The sequence below is a fragment of the Streptomyces sp. NPDC094448 genome (assembly GCF_044763775.1).
Classification (GTDB): domain Bacteria; phylum Actinomycetota; class Actinomycetes; order Streptomycetales; family Streptomycetaceae; genus Streptomyces.
The window spans coordinates 806,662-822,650 of record NZ_JBIWGU010000001.1 but is presented as its reverse complement, the minus strand read 5'-3'; the positions used below and the strand labels follow the sequence as shown (position 1 = coordinate 822,650).

Annotated in this window: 15 protein-coding genes and 1 riboswitch; of the genes, 6 read left to right on the top strand and 9 right to left on the bottom strand. The window is 72.8% G+C overall.

The genetic code is table 11. The features are described from left to right. Positions 1-215 precede the first annotated feature (215 nt). The 5 genes from ACIQ9E_RS03350 (at position 216) to ACIQ9E_RS03330 (ending at position 5,783) form a co-directional block, all read left to right on the top strand. Positions 216-1,172, top strand: coding sequence for an STM4015 family protein (locus ACIQ9E_RS03350; protein ID WP_403701135.1), 957 nt, complete (start codon positions 216-218; stop codon positions 1,170-1,172). A gap of 4 nt (positions 1,173-1,176) precedes the next feature. Continuing rightward, positions 1,177-2,514 (top strand): STM4014 family protein, encoded by a 1,338-nt coding sequence (locus ACIQ9E_RS03345; protein WP_403701132.1) that lies wholly within the window; start codon positions 1,177-1,179, stop codon positions 2,512-2,514. Between the two features lie 185 nt (positions 2,515-2,699). Beyond that, on the top strand, positions 2,700-3,539 hold the full coding sequence (locus tag ACIQ9E_RS03340) for an STM4013/SEN3800 family hydrolase (protein WP_403701359.1): 840 nt from the start codon (positions 2,700-2,702) through the stop codon (positions 3,537-3,539). Further along, positions 3,536-4,885 (top strand): STM4012 family radical SAM protein, encoded by a 1,350-nt coding sequence (locus ACIQ9E_RS03335; protein ID WP_403701129.1) that lies wholly within the window; start codon positions 3,536-3,538, stop codon positions 4,883-4,885. The genes ACIQ9E_RS03340 and ACIQ9E_RS03335 overlap by 4 nt, the downstream gene beginning before the upstream one ends. Before the next feature lie 10 nt (positions 4,886-4,895). Beyond that, complete coding sequence (locus ACIQ9E_RS03330) at positions 4,896-5,783, top strand: STM4011 family radical SAM protein (protein ID WP_403701127.1); 888 nt, start codon at positions 4,896-4,898, stop codon at positions 5,781-5,783. Between the two features lie 13 nt (positions 5,784-5,796). On the opposite strand, the gene ACIQ9E_RS03325 is transcribed toward ACIQ9E_RS03330, so the two are convergent. Together ACIQ9E_RS03325 and ACIQ9E_RS03320 are read right to left on the bottom strand one after the other, a co-directional pair. Continuing rightward, on the bottom strand, positions 5,797-6,597 hold the full coding sequence (locus ACIQ9E_RS03325; protein ID WP_403701124.1) for an SGNH/GDSL hydrolase family protein: 801 nt from the start codon (positions 6,595-6,597) through the stop codon (positions 5,797-5,799). Between the two features lie 174 nt (positions 6,598-6,771). Then, entirely contained in the window at positions 6,772-7,803 is a 1,032-nt protein-coding gene (locus ACIQ9E_RS03320) for a peptidoglycan DD-metalloendopeptidase family protein (RefSeq protein WP_403701122.1), read from the bottom strand. A 5-nt stretch (positions 7,804-7,808) separates the two neighbouring features. Beyond that, a riboswitch (cyclic di-AMP (ydaO/yuaA leader) is annotated at positions 7,809-7,960 on the bottom strand. Between the two features lie 458 nt (positions 7,961-8,418). On the opposite strand from ACIQ9E_RS03320, the gene ACIQ9E_RS03315 reads away from it, so the two are divergent. Then, entirely contained in the window at positions 8,419-9,231 is an 813-nt protein-coding gene (locus ACIQ9E_RS03315; RefSeq protein ID WP_403701119.1) for a tyrosine-protein phosphatase, read from the top strand. Between the two features lie 189 nt (positions 9,232-9,420). On the opposite strand, the gene ACIQ9E_RS03310 is transcribed toward ACIQ9E_RS03315, so the two are convergent. The 7 genes from ACIQ9E_RS03310 to shc form a co-directional block, all read right to left on the bottom strand. Beyond that, positions 9,421-9,597: a DUF6126 family protein gene (locus ACIQ9E_RS03310; RefSeq protein ID WP_403701116.1), complete on the bottom strand. Its 177-nt coding sequence runs from the start codon at positions 9,595-9,597 to the stop codon at positions 9,421-9,423. Positions 9,598-9,748: 151 nt separating this feature from the next. Further along, positions 9,749-10,390, bottom strand: coding sequence for an XRE family transcriptional regulator (locus ACIQ9E_RS03305; RefSeq protein WP_403701113.1), 642 nt, complete (start codon positions 10,388-10,390; stop codon positions 9,749-9,751). Between the two features lie 76 nt (positions 10,391-10,466). Then, on the bottom strand, positions 10,467-11,906 hold the full coding sequence (locus ACIQ9E_RS03300; protein ID WP_403701110.1) for an aspartate aminotransferase family protein: 1,440 nt from the start codon (positions 11,904-11,906) through the stop codon (positions 10,467-10,469). Then, positions 11,903-12,040, bottom strand: a complete 138-nt coding sequence (locus ACIQ9E_RS03295) for a hypothetical protein (RefSeq protein ID WP_403701370.1) — start codon at positions 12,038-12,040, stop codon at positions 11,903-11,905. Before ACIQ9E_RS03295 ends, ACIQ9E_RS03300 begins: the two co-directional genes overlap by 4 nt. Before the next feature lie 115 nt (positions 12,041-12,155). Further along, positions 12,156-13,178 (bottom strand): adenosyl-hopene transferase HpnH, encoded by a 1,023-nt coding sequence (hpnH, locus tag ACIQ9E_RS03290; RefSeq protein WP_403701107.1) that lies wholly within the window; start codon positions 13,176-13,178, stop codon positions 12,156-12,158. 5 nt (positions 13,179-13,183) lie between these two features. Beyond that, entirely contained in the window at positions 13,184-13,846 is a 663-nt protein-coding gene (locus ACIQ9E_RS03285) for a hypothetical protein (protein WP_403701104.1), read from the bottom strand. Then, on the bottom strand, positions 13,846-15,918 hold the full coding sequence (gene shc, locus ACIQ9E_RS03280; RefSeq protein WP_403701102.1) for a squalene--hopene cyclase: 2,073 nt from the start codon (positions 15,916-15,918) through the stop codon (positions 13,846-13,848). The genes ACIQ9E_RS03285 and shc overlap by 1 nt, the downstream gene beginning before the upstream one ends. Positions 15,919-15,989: the final 71 nt, after the last annotated feature.

The following is a 15,989-nucleotide window of genomic DNA, read 5'->3' as shown; positions in this document are numbered from 1 at the left end:
CTTTTGAACACGTTCAATACTTTAGTGGCGCAGGTCCCGCGGGCTGCGGGCGGGGTCGCGGCGCACGGACGCCGGATCCACCGGCCGGTCCGCCGCCGCCCGGCGGGTCCCGGACACCTGCCCCCGGGAGTACGGGTTGTCAGTGGGACTTGGTACAACTTCTGCCCATCGAACCGATCAGCTGATCGACCACCCTCGGTGTCTGGAGTTCTTCCATGAGCAATTTGCAGGAGTTGTTCGGCCTGCCCGTCTTCGATTTCCCCGCCGAGGGTGCGAAGACGAAGGAGACACCGCTGCCCGGAGCCGGGACGGTCGCCTGGCGGATCGCGGTCGACGCCTACGACAGCGACGTGTCCTGGGAGGACGTGTTCGCCCGCTTCCTGACCGAGGTGGAGACCACCGGGGTCCGGGCGTTCGCCGTCGGCGTCTGGTCGGAGGCGTACGACACCGCCCCCGAGCCGATCGTCAAGGCGCTGGTCGACGCCGCCGACCGGTTCCCCGCGCTGCGCTCCCTGTTCTTCGCCGACGTCTCGTCCGACGAATGCGAGATCTCGTGGATCAACCAGGGCCCGGTCACCCCGCTGCTGGAGGCCTTCCCGCAGCTGAAGGAGTTCGGCGTCCGCGGCGGTACGGGGCTGGAGCTGAAGCCGGTCCGCCACGAGCGCCTGCGCTCCCTGACCGTCGAGACCGGCGGGCTCGATGCCCGGGTGGTACGGGACATCGCCGCGTCCGACTTCCCGGAACTGGAGATCCTCGACCTCTGGCTGGGCACCTCGGAGTACGGCGCGACGGCCGCGCCGGAGGATCTCCAGCCGTTCCTGACCGGCGCCCGGCTGCCGAAGCTGCGCCATCTGGCCCTGCACAACAGCGAGATGCAGGACGCCGTGGCGCAGGCGCTCGCTGGCGCGCCCGTGGTGGCCCGGCTCGAAGTCCTCGACCTCTCCATGGGCACCCTCAGCGACGAGGGCGCCCAAGCGCTGCTGGAGGGACAGCCCCTGACCCATCTCAAGAAGCTCGACCTCTCCCACCACTATCTGACCGAGGCCATGGAGGAGCGGCTGCGCGCCACCCTCGGGGCCGCCGGGGTCGAGGTGAACCTCGACGAGAGCATGTTCGACGAGTGGGAGCAGGAGAGCGACTGGGACAACCGCTACGTCGCCGTGGGCGAATGACGCCATGACCGCTACGACGTCCGCCGCCGCACCGCACCGGGACCTCCGGATCGCGGTGGTCGGCGATCCGGAAGGCCGCCGGGTCACCCTCTTCCGGGAGGCCGCCGGGACCGCCGGGCTGCCCCCGGTGCGCGTGGTCCCCTGGTCCGACGTGCTGCACGGCAGGGCCGGATTCCGGACCGGCGAGTGGGTGCGGATCGAGTCCCCCGGCGAGGACCCGGCCGCCGACGCGGTCCTGCGCGGCGGCGACCCGACCCGGGTGGAGGGCAGCGCCCGCTGGTACGCCCGGTTCGTCGCCGCGGCCGCCGAGGTGTCGGCCGCCGTGACGGCCGCCGGTGCCGTCGCCCTGGACGACCCCGCCCAACTGGCCGTCCTCTTCGACAAGCGGCTCTGTCACGGGGTGCTCCGGGAAGCGGGGGTGCCGGTGCCCGATTCGCCGACTTCGGGCCCCGGAGCCCCGCCCGTCCTGGGCTGGGACGACGTCCGGGCCCTGGCCCGCGGCGCCGGGCTGCACCGGATGTTCGTCAAACTCGCCCACGGCTCGTCGGCGTCCGGGGTGCTCGCCGTGGAGACCGCGAGCGGCGGCCGGATCCGGGCCACCACGTCCGTGGAGCGCGACGAGCGGGGCAGGCTCTTCAACTCCCTGCGGGTGCGGAGCTACACCCGGGAGACGGAGATCGGCGCGATCGTGGACGCGCTCGCCCCCGACGGCCTGCATATCGAGCGGTGGCTGCCGAAAGCGTCCCAGCACGGCCGGAGCGCCGACCTGCGGATCGTCGTCACGGACGGCCGCGCCACCCATGCCGTGCTGCGCACCAGCCGCTCCCCCATGACCAATCTCCACCTCGGAGGCGCCCGCGGCGATCTGGCCGCCGCCCGCGAGGCGATCGCCCGCTCCGGGGGCGACTGGGCGGAGGCGCTGGAGATCTGCGAGCGGGCCGCGGGCCGTTTCCCGGGGGCGCTGCGCGTCGGCGTCGACCTCCTGCCGCTGCGGAACTGGCGGGCGTTCGCCGTCGGCGAGGTCAATGCCTTCGGCGATCTGCTGCCCGGTCTCACCGGACTGCCGGACGGGCCCGCCGCGGGACTCGACACCTACGCGGCGCAGATCGCCGCGATCCGGCGGCGGGCCACGGCCGTGCCGGGCCCCTCGGGCCCGGCCGGGAGCCCGGTGTCCGGCGCAACGCCGGCAGCAGCGGCGTTACGGGGCGGGCGGACCATGCCCCCGGATCCGGCACCGTCAGGTACGGCCACGGGCGGTACGGCACCGTCCGGTACGGCGCCCTCGGGTGCCGTACCGCCCGTGGCCGTACCGCGGAACACCCCGCTGCCGGAACCCCGTTAGCCGTCGCGGCCGGACCGGTCACGACGGCGCACGACAGCACCGCACCACCGAGCAGCAGCACCGCACCGCACCGCACCGCACCGCACCGAGAGCAGGGAACGAACGTGCCGACGTCTGACACCACCACCGGGGTCCGCCCGCCGGACCTCCGGTCCCCCGGCCCCGGGGGCTCCGGGGACCCGGATATGAACGAGGTCGTCGGCCGGGACGATCTGCTGTTCGTCACCCTCGACACCCTGCGGTACGACGTGGCGCAGGAACTGGCGGCAGCCGGCCGCATCCCGCATCTGGCCCGCCACCTGCCGGGCGGCGCCTGGCAGCGGCGGCATGCCCCGGGCAGTTTCACCTACGCCTCCCACCAGGCGATGTTCGCCGGATTCCTGCCCACCCCGGCCTCGCCGGGCCCTCATCCACGGCTCTTCGCCGCCCGTTTCGCGGGCAGCGAGACGACCGCGGGCCGCACCTGGGTCTTCGACACCCCCGATCTCGTGTCCGGTCTCGCCGCCGCCGGGTACCGCACGGTGTGCGTGGGCGGGGTCGGGTTCTTCAACCGGCAGGGGCCGCTGGGCTCGGTCCTGCCCGGGATGTTCCAGGAGAGCCACTGGGAGCCCGAGTTCGGCGTGGCCTCCCCCACGTCCTTCGCGTCCCAGGTCGCGCGGGTGGAGGAGATCGTCGCCGGCCTCCCGCGGGAGCAGCGGCTCTTCCTCTTCGTCAACGTCCCTTCCCTGCACCAGCCGAACTGGTTCCATCTGGAGGGCGCCACCCGTGCGGCGGGCGACTCCCGCGCCACCCACGCCGCCGCCCTGGAGTACGTCGACCGGCATATCGGACGGCTCTTCGCGGCCGCCGCGAGCCGCCGCCGCTGCTTCACGATCGTCTGCTCCGACCACGGAACGGCCTACGGCGACGACGGCTACACCGGCCACCGGCTGGGCCACGAGGCCGTCTGGACGGTGCCGTACGCACACTTCTTCCTCAACCCGCCGCCCGGTAGCCCCGGTGTCCGGCCGGAGGCCGCCGTATGACCACCGCACCGGCCCCCCGGCCGTACCAAAGCTATGTATACGCATATCCGCATAAAACTTGCTACCGCCCCCTCGGGGAGCGGCGCCCCCGGCTGCGCGAGCTGTGGGCCGGCGAGCGGAAGGACGCGCTCTCCCTCTATCTCCACATACCGTTCTGCGAGGTCCGCTGCGGCTTCTGCAATCTGTTCACCCGCATCGGCGCGCCCGGCGAGCTGACGACCCGCTATCTCGACGCCCTGGACCGCCAGGCCGAGGCGGTCCGGGACGCGCTGGGCGACGACGGACCGGTCCGGTTCGCCGCGGCGGCCTTCGGCGGCGGCACCCCCACCTTCCTCACCGCCGACGAACTCGACCGGCTCTGCGATATCGCCGAGAAGCGGATGGGCGCCGATCTGGCGGCGGTACCGCTCTCCGTGGAGACCTCCCCCTCGACCGCCACCGCCGACCGGCTCGCGGTCCTCGCCGCCCGGGGCGCCACCCGGCTGAGCATCGGGGTCCAGAGCTTCGTCGCCGAGGAGGCGAGGGCCGCCGTCCGCCCGCAGCGCGGGGCGGACGTCGAGGCCGCGCTCGGCCGTATCCGGGACAGCGGCGTCCCCGTCCTGAACATCGACCTGATCTACGGAATCGGCGGCCAGACCGAGCGGACCTGGCGCTACTCCCTGGACGCCGCGCTCGGCTGGCGCCCGGAGGAGTTGTATCTCTACCCGTTGTACGTCCGGCCGCTGACCGGTCTGGACCGGCGGGTCAGGGAGAGCGACCGGGAGTGGGACGCCCGGCGCCTCGCGCTCTACCGCCAGGGCCGGGACCACCTGCTGGCCCGGGGGTACGAGCAGGTGTCGATGCGGATGTTCCGCCGGACGGACGCGCCCGGGGCGGGCGAGGCGCGGGGCCCCGACGACTACGCCTGCCAGACCGACGGCATGATCGGGCTGGGCTGCGGTGCCCGCTCGTACACCTCCCGGCTGCACTATTCGTTCGACTACGCGGTGGGCGCTTCCGAAGTCCGGGGCATCATCGACGACTACACCCGCACCGAGGACTTCGGGCGGGCCGAGGTCGGCTTCGCCATGGACGGGGCGGAGTCCGGGCGGCGCCATCTGCTCCAGTCGCTGCTCCAGGCCAGAGGGCTGGTGACGGAGGAGTACCGGGACCGCTTCGGCACCGCGCCCGAGGACGACTTCGGCCCCGAGCTGGCGCGGTTCGCCGCGCTGGGCTGGCTGGACCGGGACGCGCCCGCCGGTCTCCTCCGGCTCGGGCCCGAGGGGCTCGCGCACTCGGACGCGCTCGGTCCCGAGCTGTTCTCGCCCGCCGTGCGCGCCCGCATGGCCGCCTACGAGCCGAAGTGAGGGCGGCGCCGTGGATCTGACGATGCTCTACCGGGGGCCGCTGGCCTCCTGCGACTACGACTGCCCCTACTGCCCCTTCGCCAAGCGGCGGGACAGCCCGGAGACCCTGCGCGCCGACCGCGCCGCACTGGAACGTTTCTGCGAATGGGTGGCCGACCAGCCGGCGGCTCCCGCCGGGGGCCGGTTCTCGGTGCTCTTCACCCCCTGGGGCGAGGGGCTGGTCCGCTCCTGGTACCGGCGGGCGCTGGTGGAGCTGTCCGGGCTGCCCCAGGTCCGGCGGGTGGCCGTGCAGACCAACCTGAGCTGCCGTACCGGCTGGCTGGCCGATGCCGATCCGGAGAAGGCGGCGCTCTGGTGTACGTACCATCCGGGTCAGACGCCGTACGACCGCTTCCTCGGCAAGGCCCGTGAACTGGCCGCCCTGGGGATCCGCTACAGCGTCGGGATCGTCGGCCTGCCGGAGCACCGGGAGCCCGCCCTGCGGCTCCGCGCCGAACTGCCGGAACACGTCTATCTCTGGGTGAACGCGGCCGAGGGGCACACCTACACCGATGCCGAGGCCGCCGGATGGGCCGCGATCGACCCGCTGTTCGCGTACAGCCGCCATCCGCACGCTTCGGCCGGGCTGCCGTGCCGTACCGGCGAGTCGGTGGTCTCGGTGGACGGCGAAGGAACGGTCCGCCGCTGCCATTTCGTCCCCGCCCCGCTGGGCAGCCTCTACGACGGCTCCTACCGCGCGGCGCTGCGGCCGCGGGCCTGTCCGCTGGCGGTCTGCGACTGCCACATCGGGTACGTCCACCTCGAATCCCTGCCGCTGTACGACGTCTTCGCGGGCGGGGTGCTGGAGCGGATACCCGCTCCGGGGGTACTCCCTTCCGGCGGCCCGGCCGGCCCCTGACCGCCGGAAGGGGTCACAGCGGCAGCAGATCGGGCCGCTTGGCCTCCACATGGTCGCCGGAGCTCTCGCCGCGCAGCCGCCGTCCGATCCACGGCCCGAGGTACTCCCGCGCCCACTGGATATCGTCGCGCCGCACTTCTAGGGTGCCCCGCACCGGTACGGGCGGCCACGCCCGGTCCGGGTCCGCGGACACCTCCAGGCCGAGGACCTGGGCGGCCCGCAGCGCGACCCGGGTGTGCCCTTCCGGCGACAGATGCAGCCGGTCGGGGTCCCAGGCCCGGCGGTCCTGTACGGACCGGAGCGACCACAGGTCGAGGACCGGGCAGTCGTAGCGGTCGGCGATGGCCCGGACATGGGCCGTGTACGTGGCGATCCTGCCGCGCAGATGGCGCAGGACGGGCACGTCCCGGGTGTCGAACCCGGTGGTCACCATGACCGTGCCGACGGCGCCGGTCAGTTCGGCGACGGCGCGTTCGAAGCGCTCCGCCACATCGTCGGGGTCGGTGCCGGGCCGGATGATGTCATTGCCCCCGGCGCAGAACGACACCAGGTCCGGGGCGAGTTCCTTCGCCCTGGGGACCTGCTCCTCGACGATCTGGTCGAGGAGTCTGCCGCGGACCGCGAGATTGGCGTAGCGGAAGCTGTGTTCGGGTCTGCGGTCGGCGAGCAGTTCCGCGAAGCGGTCCGCCCAGCCGATGTAGGTCCCCCCGGGTCCCGGGTCCCCCACGCCCTCGGTGAAGCTGTCCCCGATCGCCGCGTACGACCCGATTCCGGACTGGTCATAAGTTCTCGAATCGTCTCCCACGGACGCCATCCTCTCTCCGCGGATGTGACCTACGCGACCGTAGGGAGGGGTTGACGGACCGTGATCTATCCCACCGTGATCACCTGTGGTGGGGGGAATACGGGGAATCCCCCGCGACACGGGGTGTCGCGGGGGATTCGCCGGGCGCCGGGGCTGCGGGCCCCGGGCCGGAGCCGGGGTGCCTCAGAGGGAGACGCCGTGGCTGCGGAGATGGGCGACCGGGTCGATGTCGGAGCCGTAGGCAGGTCCGGTGCGGACCTCCAGGTGGAGGTGCGGGCCGCTGGAGTTGCCGGTGGAGCCGGAGAGGCCGATCTGCTGTCCGCCGCCGACGGACTGGCCCGCCGAGACGGAGAGGGAGGAGAGATGGGCGTACTGGGAGTAGGTGCCGTCGGTGTGCTTGACGACGACCTCGTTGCCGTACGCGCCGGCCCAGCCCGCGGAGACGACCGTGCCGGGGCCGATGGAACGGACGGAGGTGCCGGTCGGGACCGCGAAGTCGACACCGGTGTGGTAGCCGCTGGACCACATGGCACCGGAGGCGCGGTACGGGGTGCCGACCTGGGCGCCGGCGAGCGGGGCGGCCCAGACGCCGGAGGCGGCCTCGGGCGCGGGTGCGGCGGGAGCGGCCGGGGCGGGCTCCTGCTGCGCCGGGGCGGCGGGCTCGGCGGCGGCCGGGGCCGGGGCAGCGGCGGCAGGACGGGCGCCGTCGCGCGAGGCCCGCTCACCCTTCTCAACCGCCTGCGCCGCCTTCTCCGCGGGCTCGGCCGCCTTGGCGGCCTTCTGCCCGGCCTTCTCGGCGGCCGGGGCCTCGGGGGCGCGCTCGGCACCCTTGCCGTCGAGCACCAGCTTCAGGCCGGGGTGGATCAGGGAAGGATCGTCGCCGACCGCGGCACGGTTGTCCGCGTACAGCTGCTGCCAGCCGCCCTCGACGTCCCGCTCCGAGGCGATCTTGGACAGATGGTCCCCGGCCACCACGATGTACGTGGCGGATCCGGCGGGCTTCCCGGCAGCGGCGGCGGGCGCGGCGGCCGGGGCGACGGCGGCGGCCGGGGCAACGGCGGCGGCCGGGGCGGCGGGCGCGGCCTGTTCGGCGGCATGGGCGCCGGTGGCCCCGATCAGGGGCAGTGCGATGGCGGCGCCGCCGGTTCCGGCAGCGACGATTCCACGGGTGATGACCGTGGACTTGGGACGGCGGTGCTTACCCTTTGCGGGCATGGCGCGTTTCCTCTCCGGCGCCTGCGAGGTGAGCTGTCGGGTTCGGGCGGGAGGTGCCCGGTCGCGCACGGCGCGACTTCACCCCGAGCCGGACGGTTTCCCGTCCGGCGGACTACCTGGGTCCCCCGCTCCTGCCACGTGCTTCGGGTGAAGGGTTCCGGACGGCGGCAGGATTCGGCGGTCCGCCCGGATTGCGGTGACCGTAAACCGGCCGTAAGAGCGGGAACAAGCCACTCGCACCAGGGCGGGCGGAGCCGATCTTGAGGACGGGCCGGTGGCGGTGACCCTCCGTGGGTGCCGCTCCGTCAACTCCCGCCGGACGCCCGTATGCCCCTCCCGGGCCACCGCCACACACCGTCACGAATGTGATCCTGCTCATGAACCACCCCCCATCCCCCAACGAGACGGGGCATGTTCGAACGAAGAGTCCATGACGGACATAGGGGACAGAGGCTGTTCATTCGGCAGTCGCTCACCGCGCGGACGTCAATCACCCCTCGGACGTCGGCAGACGGTCCGACGGAATGATTGCCTGAGGAATCAATGTCGTATCGTCGGGGTCATGCCACCGTCGGCGACCGGCGCCGACGGGCCGTGACTGTGCAGGGAGCCGTTGTGACGCAGCAGGTGCCGCAGGTCCCGTCGACCGAGCCGGAGCTGGCCGGGATCCGCAACTTCCGCGACCTCGGCGGGCTGCCGACGGCCGACGGCCGTGCGGTGCGCGCCGGACGGCTCTACCGCAGCGGCCATCTGGCCCATGCCACCGCGAGCGACGCCGCTTTTCTCGCCGGTCTCGGACTGCATACGGTCTTCGATTTCCGCAATGCCGCCGATATCCGCCTGGAGGGCCCGGACGTGACCCTGCCGGGGGTCCGGAATCTCAACCTCCCGCTGAGCGACCCGGCGGACGGCGCCGAGTTCTGGCGGGTGGTGCAGCGCGGCGATCTGCCGCAGCTGCGGTCCCTGCTGGCGGACGGCCGGGCCGCGCAGCGGATGGTGGACTCGTACCGGGCGATCATCACCGGGCGGACGGCCGAGCACAGCCGGGTGCTGCACGCGCTGGCCGGGGACAGCGTCCCCGCGCTGATGCACTGCGCGGCGGGCAAGGACCGGGCGGGGCTGTCGATCGCGGTGACCCTGCTCGCGGTGGGTGTGGAGCGGGAGGCCGTCGAGGCGGACTATCTGAAGTCGAACGATCCGCACCGGCGCTACCGGGTGCGCCGGGCCGAGGACGCCCCGGAGGGCATGTCGCCGGAGGTGATGGAGCTGCTGAGTCCGCTGTTCGACGCGCGCGCGGCGTATCTGCACGCGGCCTTCGACGCCGTCGACTCGGTGTGGGGCGGCACACCGCGCTATCTCTCCGAGGGACTCGGGCTCTCCGCCGCGACCCGGGAGCGGCTGCGGGAGAGGCTGCTCGACAAGGGCTGAACCGCTCCGCGGGCGCCCAGGAGCACGTCCGCCCGGCCCGCCCGGAGCCGGGCGGGTCCGGCCCGCCCGGCGGGTCCGGCCCGGCCCGCCGCCGGCCGGACGGGTCTCCGCCTTCGCCCGCCGGGCCGGTGCCCGGTGGACCGCGGTACGGTTCCCGGCCGCCGGCCGGCCGGGAAGCGGCGGGGCGGCCTACTTCGCTCCGACCTCGAAGAGCAGGTAGAGGAAGCCGGCGAAGACATGCCCGGCGACCAAGTAGGCGAAGAGCCGGATCCAGATCCCCTTCGGGAACTTGCCCTCCTCGTTCTTCGCACGGGGCGCGGACCCGGGGGCCGGGGCGCCTTCCGAAGCGGTGGGGTTCTCGACCATGACGGCCTCTGCTTTCTCCGGCGCGACGGCCGGGTTCCTCCGGCACGGGGCCGGATCGCATCTGCACGGGCGGGACGGTGCGGACCGTCGCGCGACGGTCCTGGGCCTGCTCCCGGATCGGGCCGCATCAGCGGGATCCGGGCGTATGCCGCTAGAAGTGCGGATGGAAGATGTCGGGGCTCTGCAGCAGGGTGTGGACGAAGATCATCTCGGCGCCGTCGCGGGTGGCGGCGGCGATCCGGTGCGGGGTCAGCGAGTCGTAGTGCGCGCTGTCGCCGGGGCCCAGCTCGTGGACGGCGTCCCCGAGGCCGAGCCGGACCCGGCCGTCGAGGACATAGAGCCACTCCTCGCCGGGATGCCGGCGGACCAGCTCGCCCTGGGCGCCGTACGGCACGATGAGGCGGAGCGTCTGCATGGCCCGGCCCGGACTGCCGACCTGGTGGTAGGTCCAGCCGTCGGCCTGGGACGGTTCCCGGCTGCCGGCCCGGATCACGGGGTCGTGCTCGGGCGCCGGCTCGCCGAGCAGCTCGGCGACTGTCGTACCGTAGATCCTGGCGAGGCCGAGCAGCATCGGCAGCGAGGGCTGCCTGCGGCCGGTCTCCAGCCGGGACAGATGCGCGGGCGACAGTCCGGCGCGGTGGGCGGCGGCCTCCAGGGTGAGCCCGCGCCTGCGGCGCAGATCGCGCAGTCTGGGTGCCACGTCCGGCAGGGCGTCGGTCGCCTCCCCGGCGGCGGGGCCGCCGGGCGCCGTGGATCGGAGGTCCGGGGGGTGGCCCCCGGGAGGACTCTGCATGACTCCATTGCGCCAGGAAAATGCCTCCGAGGCAAGTTTCTTGCCCCAGAGGCAAAAACTTCCCGATCGTATGATCTCAGCGCTGCGCTACCGCCTGCTTGACCAGCGTCTTTCCAAAGTCCCAGAGGAGTCCGCCCCCGGCGTGGGCCTCGTCCATGACCGCTGTGAAGGCGGTCACGAAGCGGTCGACCTCCGGCTCCCCGATGGTCAGCGGCGGAATCAGCTTGATCACCTCCTGATGGTCGCCCGAGACCTGGGTGAGGATCCGGTGCTTCTGGAGCAGCGGGGCGACCACGATCTGGGCGAAGAGGCCCTTACGGGCCGCCTGGAGCACCGCCCACCGGCTGCGCAGGGCCAGCGAGCGGGGGCGGCCGAACTCGATGCCGGTCATCAGACCGCGTCCGCGGACCTCGTGGAGGAATTCGTACCGGTCGACCAGCGCGCCCAGCCGGGTCCGGAGCAGATCGCCGGTGGCGCGGGCACGGGCCACCAGCCCCTCGTCCTCGATGACCGCCAGGACGGCGAGCCCGGCGGCCATCGCCTGGGCGTTGGAGCCGAAGCTGGCGGAGTGCACCAGCACCCGGTCCATCGACGAGTAGACCTTCTCGAAGATCCACCCCTTGCCGAGGGTGGCGCCGACCGGCACATAGCCGCCGGAGAGCGCCTTGGCGACGCAGACGAGGTCCGGTTCCACCCCCGGTTCGTGCTGGTAGGCGTAGAAGTCGCCGGTCCGGCCGAGGCCGGTCTGCACTTCGTCGGCGATCAGCAGCGCCTGGTGCCGGTGGAGGAGTTCCTGCGCGGCCGCGAGATAGCCCGGCGGGGACTCGTACACCCCCTTGCCCTGGATCGGCTCCACCACCAGGGCCGCCACATCGCCCCGGGCCAGCTCGCGCTCCAGGGCTGCCACATCGCCCAGGGCGACGGCGGTGTCGGGCAGCAGCGGGGCGAAGCCGTCGCGGAAGCCGGACTCGCCGTTGACGGAGAGGGAGCCGGTGGTCAGCCCGTGGAAGGCGTGGTGGCAGTAGAGGATCCTGGGCCGGCCGGTGGCGTACCGGGCGAACTTCAGCGCGGTCTCCACCGCCTCCGTACCGCTGTTGGAGAAGAAGACCCGCTCCAGATGCGGGCTGTACGAAAGCAGCCGCTCGGCCAGGAGTCCGGGCAGCGGCGGGCAGTCGAAGCGGGTGAGGTCGGGGAGGGAGGCGTCGACGACGTCGTGCAGTGCCTTGCGGACCACGGGATGGTGGCGGCCCAGGCCCATCACCCCGAAACCCGCGAGCATATCCAGGTAGTCGTTGCCTTCGTCGTCCCAGAAGTAGGCGCCGTCGGCCCGTACGTAGGTGCGGTCGAAGCCGATGGTGCGCAGCATCCGCGGCAGCTGGGGGTTGAGGTGGCGGGCGTGCAGGGCGTACCGCTCGCCGCCGCGTTCCGCCAGCAGTTCGGCGAGGTCGAAGCCACCGGCCGGTGCGGCGGCCCGGGGCGGTACCGGTTTCGGAGGCGGGGGCGGGGTCGGTGTCATGCGGCGGGGTCCTCCTTGGCTGCCAGTACGGCGCTGATCCGGCCGGCGGTCTCCACCGGGGTGAATCCGATGTCGGCGAGTACGTCGCCGCGTCGGGCGTGGAGCGGGCCCCGTACGTCCTCCGGCCACGGCACGGCTGTCCCCTTCGGGTCTGCGTGCTCCGCGCGCGGTGGCGGCGGACGGCCGCCGGGGCCGCGGCCCGCCGCCGCTTCCTGCTCCGCCGCGGGCCGGGCCCGGACGGGCCCCGGGTCAGCCCCGGGTGCCCGACACGCTTTCGCGGGCGGCCCTGAGGGATTCCTTCAGGGAGCCCATGGTGGCCAGGACCGCGGTCGGTTCGTAGCCGCAGTGCGCCATGCAGTTGGCGCAGCGCGGGTCCTTTCCGCGCCCGTACTTCTCCCAGTCGGTCTCCTCCACCAGCTCCCGGTAGCTGGGGACGTAGCCGTCGCTCATCAGATAGCAGGGGCGCTGCCAGCCGAAGAGGGAGTAGTTCGGAATCGCCCAGGCGGTGCAGGGGAAGTCCGCCTTGCCCTCCAGGAAGTCGAGGAAGAGCGGGGAGTGGTTGAGCCGCCAGCGCTTGCGGTTGCCGCCGGCGAAGGCTTTGCGGAAGAGTTCCCTGGTCTGTTCGACGCCCAGGAAGTGTTCCTGGTCAGGGGCCTTCTCGTAGGCGTAGGCGGGGGAGATCATCATCTCGTCGACCTGGAGGTCGTCGTTGAGGTAGTTGAGGACCTCGACGACGGTCTGCGGGGTGTCGGTGTTGAAGAAGGTCGAGTTGGTGGTGACCCGGAAGCCGCGCCGCTTGGCCTCCTTGATGGCCTCGACCGCCTCGTCGAACACCCCCTCCTTGGCGACGGACTCGTCGTGCCGCTCCCGCAGACCGTCGATGTGCACGGCGAAGGCGAAGTACGAGGAGGGGGTGAACTTCTCCAGTTTCTTGCGGAGCAGTACGGCGTTGGTGCAGAGGAAGACGTACTTGCGCCGGGCGACGAGCTGCCGCACGATCTCGTCGATCTGGGGGTGCATCAGGGGTTCGCCGCCCGCGATGGAGACCATCGGCGCCCCGGACTCCAGCACCGCCCCGACGGCCTGGGCCACCGGCATCCGCTGCTTGAGCACGCCCGCCGGGTGCTGGATCTTTCCGCAGCCCTCGCATTTCAGATTGCAGGCGTAGAGCGGTTCCAACTCGACGATCAGCGGAAACTTCTCCCGCCTGCGGAGCTTCTGTTCGAAGAGATACGTTCCTACCCGGATGGTCTGACGGAGCGGCATGGCCATCTGGCTCACCTCCTGGGGAGCAGCAAAGAACGGTGCCATTCATGAAGAGCGGGAAGCACGGCACGGAGAACACGGAAGGCTGATATTCCACCGCGTACCGTGCCAATTCGGACGAGTTCATGCTCCGGGGCGTCCACGACCACCCGGACGGCGGCAACCGCACGGGGTCCGGCGGCCAGTGCGGTACGGAGCGTGGCCGCCGACTCCATATCGGCCGCGATCGCGCCGGTGGCCCGCAGTTCGGCCCGCTCCGGACCGCGGACGATATGGTCCGATCCGGCCAGCGGTCCACGGTGCACCCGGTGGCCGGGCAGGGCGCGGGCGACGGCGTCCGCGAGCCGTCCGGTGTCCGTGCAGACCACGGGGGAGCCGTCGCCGCCCCGGGTCTCCTCCGCGACGACGACGTCGCCGGGGTGCATCCCGGGCGCCAGTCCGGCACAGAAGCCGGAAGCGACCACTGCCGCGTCCCGCAGCGCTTCCCCGGTGAGCGCGGCCCGGACCGCGCGCTCCGCGTTCACCGGCCCCATCCGGGTGCGCAGCACCGTCACCGGCCCCCGGGCAGCGCGGTGGTCGCCCCCGCGCAGCGCCAGCCGCTCGATACCCAGCGCACAGGCGATCAGCAGCGGTGCTGTGGAATCCGGCGGGGCCGAGGGGCCCGAGCCGGCCATCAGCTTCCCTTGCGGGCGGGTACGGCGACGGCGTGCGGCGTCCCGGACCGCCGTACGCCGCCCACGGGCGGCTCGCCGTGCACATAGCGCCCGAGCGCGGTCAGCGGGAACACCTGGCGGTAGAGGTGGTAGTTGATGGAGAAGTCCCAGGGGAAACCGGTACCGGTGAAGTACGGCTCGTCCCAGCCGCCGTCGTCCCGCTGGGCGTCGACCAGCCAGCGCACCCCGCGTTCGGCGGATTCGGACTCCCGCTCCCCCGCCGCCAGCAGCGCCAGCAGCGCCCACGCGGTCTGGGAAGGGGTGGAGGAACCCTGTCCGGCCCAGGCGCCGTGGTCGTACGAGCGCAGATCCTCGCCCCAGCCGCCGTCGGGATTCTGCACCGAGCGCAGCCAGTCGACGGCGCGCCGCAGGGCCGGGTGGGCGGCCGGGATCCCGGCCGCGACCAGGGCCGGGACCACCGACCCCGTACCGTAGACGTAGTTGACGCCCCAGCGGCCGAACCAGGCACCGCCCGGCTCCTGGTGGGCGAGCAGCCAGTCGACGGCGCGCCGGGCCCGGGGGGTGCGGGCCCGGCCCTCGTACGCCAGCATCTCCAGCACATGAGCGGTGACGTCCGCCGACGGCGGGTCGATCACCTCCCCGAAATCGCAGAACGGCAGCCGGTTGGGGAACGGGCTGGTGTTGTCGGCGTCGAATGCCCCCCAGCCGCCGTCGCGCGACTGCATCCCGAGGGTCCACCGCCCGGCGCGGGCCACCGCCGCGTCGACCCGCGCCGGATCGGGATGGGCGACCCGGCGCAGCGCCAGCACCACCTCGGCGGTGTCGTCGATATCGGGGTAGTTGTCGTTGTGGAATTCGAAGGCCCAGCCGCCGGGGGCCAGTCCGGGGCGGCGCACCGTCCAGTCACCGGGGCGGACGATCTCCTCCCCCAGCATCCAGTCGGCGGCCCGCACCAGCGCGGGATGGTCGGGGGCGAGGCCGGCGTCGGCGAGGGCGACGGTGGCCAGACAGGTGTCCCAGACCGGTGACTGACAGGCTTCGATCATCCGGACCGGGGCGCCGGTCTCGGTCTTCTCCCAGATGGCGAAGCGGTCGAGGGACTCGATTCCGGCCCGCATCACGGGATGCCCCAGGTCGTAGCCGAGGAGATGGAGCGCGATCAGGGAGTACACGGCGGGCGGCTGGATGCCGCCCCAGCAGCCGTCGTTCTCCTGCCGCTCCACGATCCAGCGGGACGCCGCGGCGACCGCGGCCTCCCGCACCCTGCGCGGCGCCACCCGGTGGTAGCGGTGCAGGGCCCGGTCCGCACGCTGGAAGAAGCCCTCCCAGCTGGTCGCGGGTGCCAGCGGGCGGGGAGGGTTCGGCTGCCGTGGGTCGGTGTGGAGTTCGTCCAGGGCGAAGGGTGCCGGGCGTACCGGGCGCCGGGCCGAGACCACGGTCAGCGGCACGATGGTCTGGCGGGCCCAGCAGCCGAAGTCGTAGATGTTCAGCGGGAACCACTTCGGCAGGAAGATCAGCTCGGGGGGTACGACCGGCAGGTCCTCCCACCGCCACCAGCCGAAGAGCGCCAGCCAGATCCGGGTGAACACGCGGGCCGCGGCGATCCCGCCCTGCTCCCTGACCCAGGCGGCGGCCCTGGCCATATGGGGGTCCCCGGGCAGGTCCCCGGCGAGGCGGAGGGCGACGTACGCCTCGACGGTGGCGGACAGTTCACCGGGACCGCCGTAGAAGGTGGCCCAGGTGCCGTCGGCGCGCTGCCGGCCGCGGATGAAACGGGCCGAGGCCTCGGTGACGGCCCGGTCACCGATGCCGAGGAACTCACGGAGCAGCAGATCCTCGGCGTCCATCGTCACATTGGTTTCGAGATCGCCCTTCCACCAGCCCTCGGCGTCCTGACGGGCCAGCAGATGGTCCACGGCCCGGACGACGGCCCGCCGGGCCGGGCCGGTCCGCTCGTCCGCCGCGGTCCGCTCGCCCGGGCGGCCCACGGGAGCCGGGGCATTCGCTGTCTCACTGTCCGCGGCGGCGCGGGCCCGCACGGGCCCGCCGCTTCCGTCGGTCGTCGCTGTCATGGCTTCCCCTTCGGTGCAGTGGTCGTGCTGCGCTGTACTGGGGGTATGCCGTCGGCGGGTGAAACGGTTGT

Coding starts and splice junctions, on each gene's coding strand:
- ACIQ9E_RS03350 (WP_403701135.1), top strand. CDS start 216: ATGAGCAATTTGCAGGAGTTGTTCGGCCTGCCCGTCTTCGATTTCCCC.
- ACIQ9E_RS03345 (WP_403701132.1), top strand. CDS start 1,177: ATGACCGCTACGACGTCCGCCGCCGCACCGCACCGGGACCTCCGGATC.
- ACIQ9E_RS03340 (WP_403701359.1), top strand. CDS start 2,700: ATGAACGAGGTCGTCGGCCGGGACGATCTGCTGTTCGTCACCCTCGAC.
- ACIQ9E_RS03335 (WP_403701129.1), top strand. CDS start 3,536: ATGACCACCGCACCGGCCCCCCGGCCGTACCAAAGCTATGTATACGCA.
- ACIQ9E_RS03325 (WP_403701124.1), bottom strand. CDS start 6,597: ATGGCGTCCGTGGGAGACGATTCGAGAACTTATGACCAGTCCGGAATC.
- ACIQ9E_RS03320 (WP_403701122.1), bottom strand. CDS start 7,803: ATGCCCGCAAAGGGTAAGCACCGCCGTCCCAAGTCCACGGTCATCACC.
- ACIQ9E_RS03310 (WP_403701116.1), bottom strand. CDS start 9,597: ATGGTCGAGAACCCCACCGCTTCGGAAGGCGCCCCGGCCCCCGGGTCC.
- ACIQ9E_RS03305 (WP_403701113.1), bottom strand. CDS start 10,390: ATGCAGAGTCCTCCCGGGGGCCACCCCCCGGACCTCCGATCCACGGCG.
- ACIQ9E_RS03300 (WP_403701110.1), bottom strand. CDS start 11,906: ATGACACCGACCCCGCCCCCGCCTCCGAAACCGGTACCGCCCCGGGCC.
- hpnH (WP_403701107.1), bottom strand. CDS start 13,178: ATGGCCATGCCGCTCCGTCAGACCATCCGGGTAGGAACGTATCTCTTC.
- ACIQ9E_RS03285 (WP_403701104.1), bottom strand. CDS start 13,846: ATGGCCGGCTCGGGCCCCTCGGCCCCGCCGGATTCCACAGCACCGCTG.
- shc (WP_403701102.1), bottom strand. CDS start 15,918: ATGACAGCGACGACCGACGGAAGCGGCGGGCCCGTGCGGGCCCGCGCC.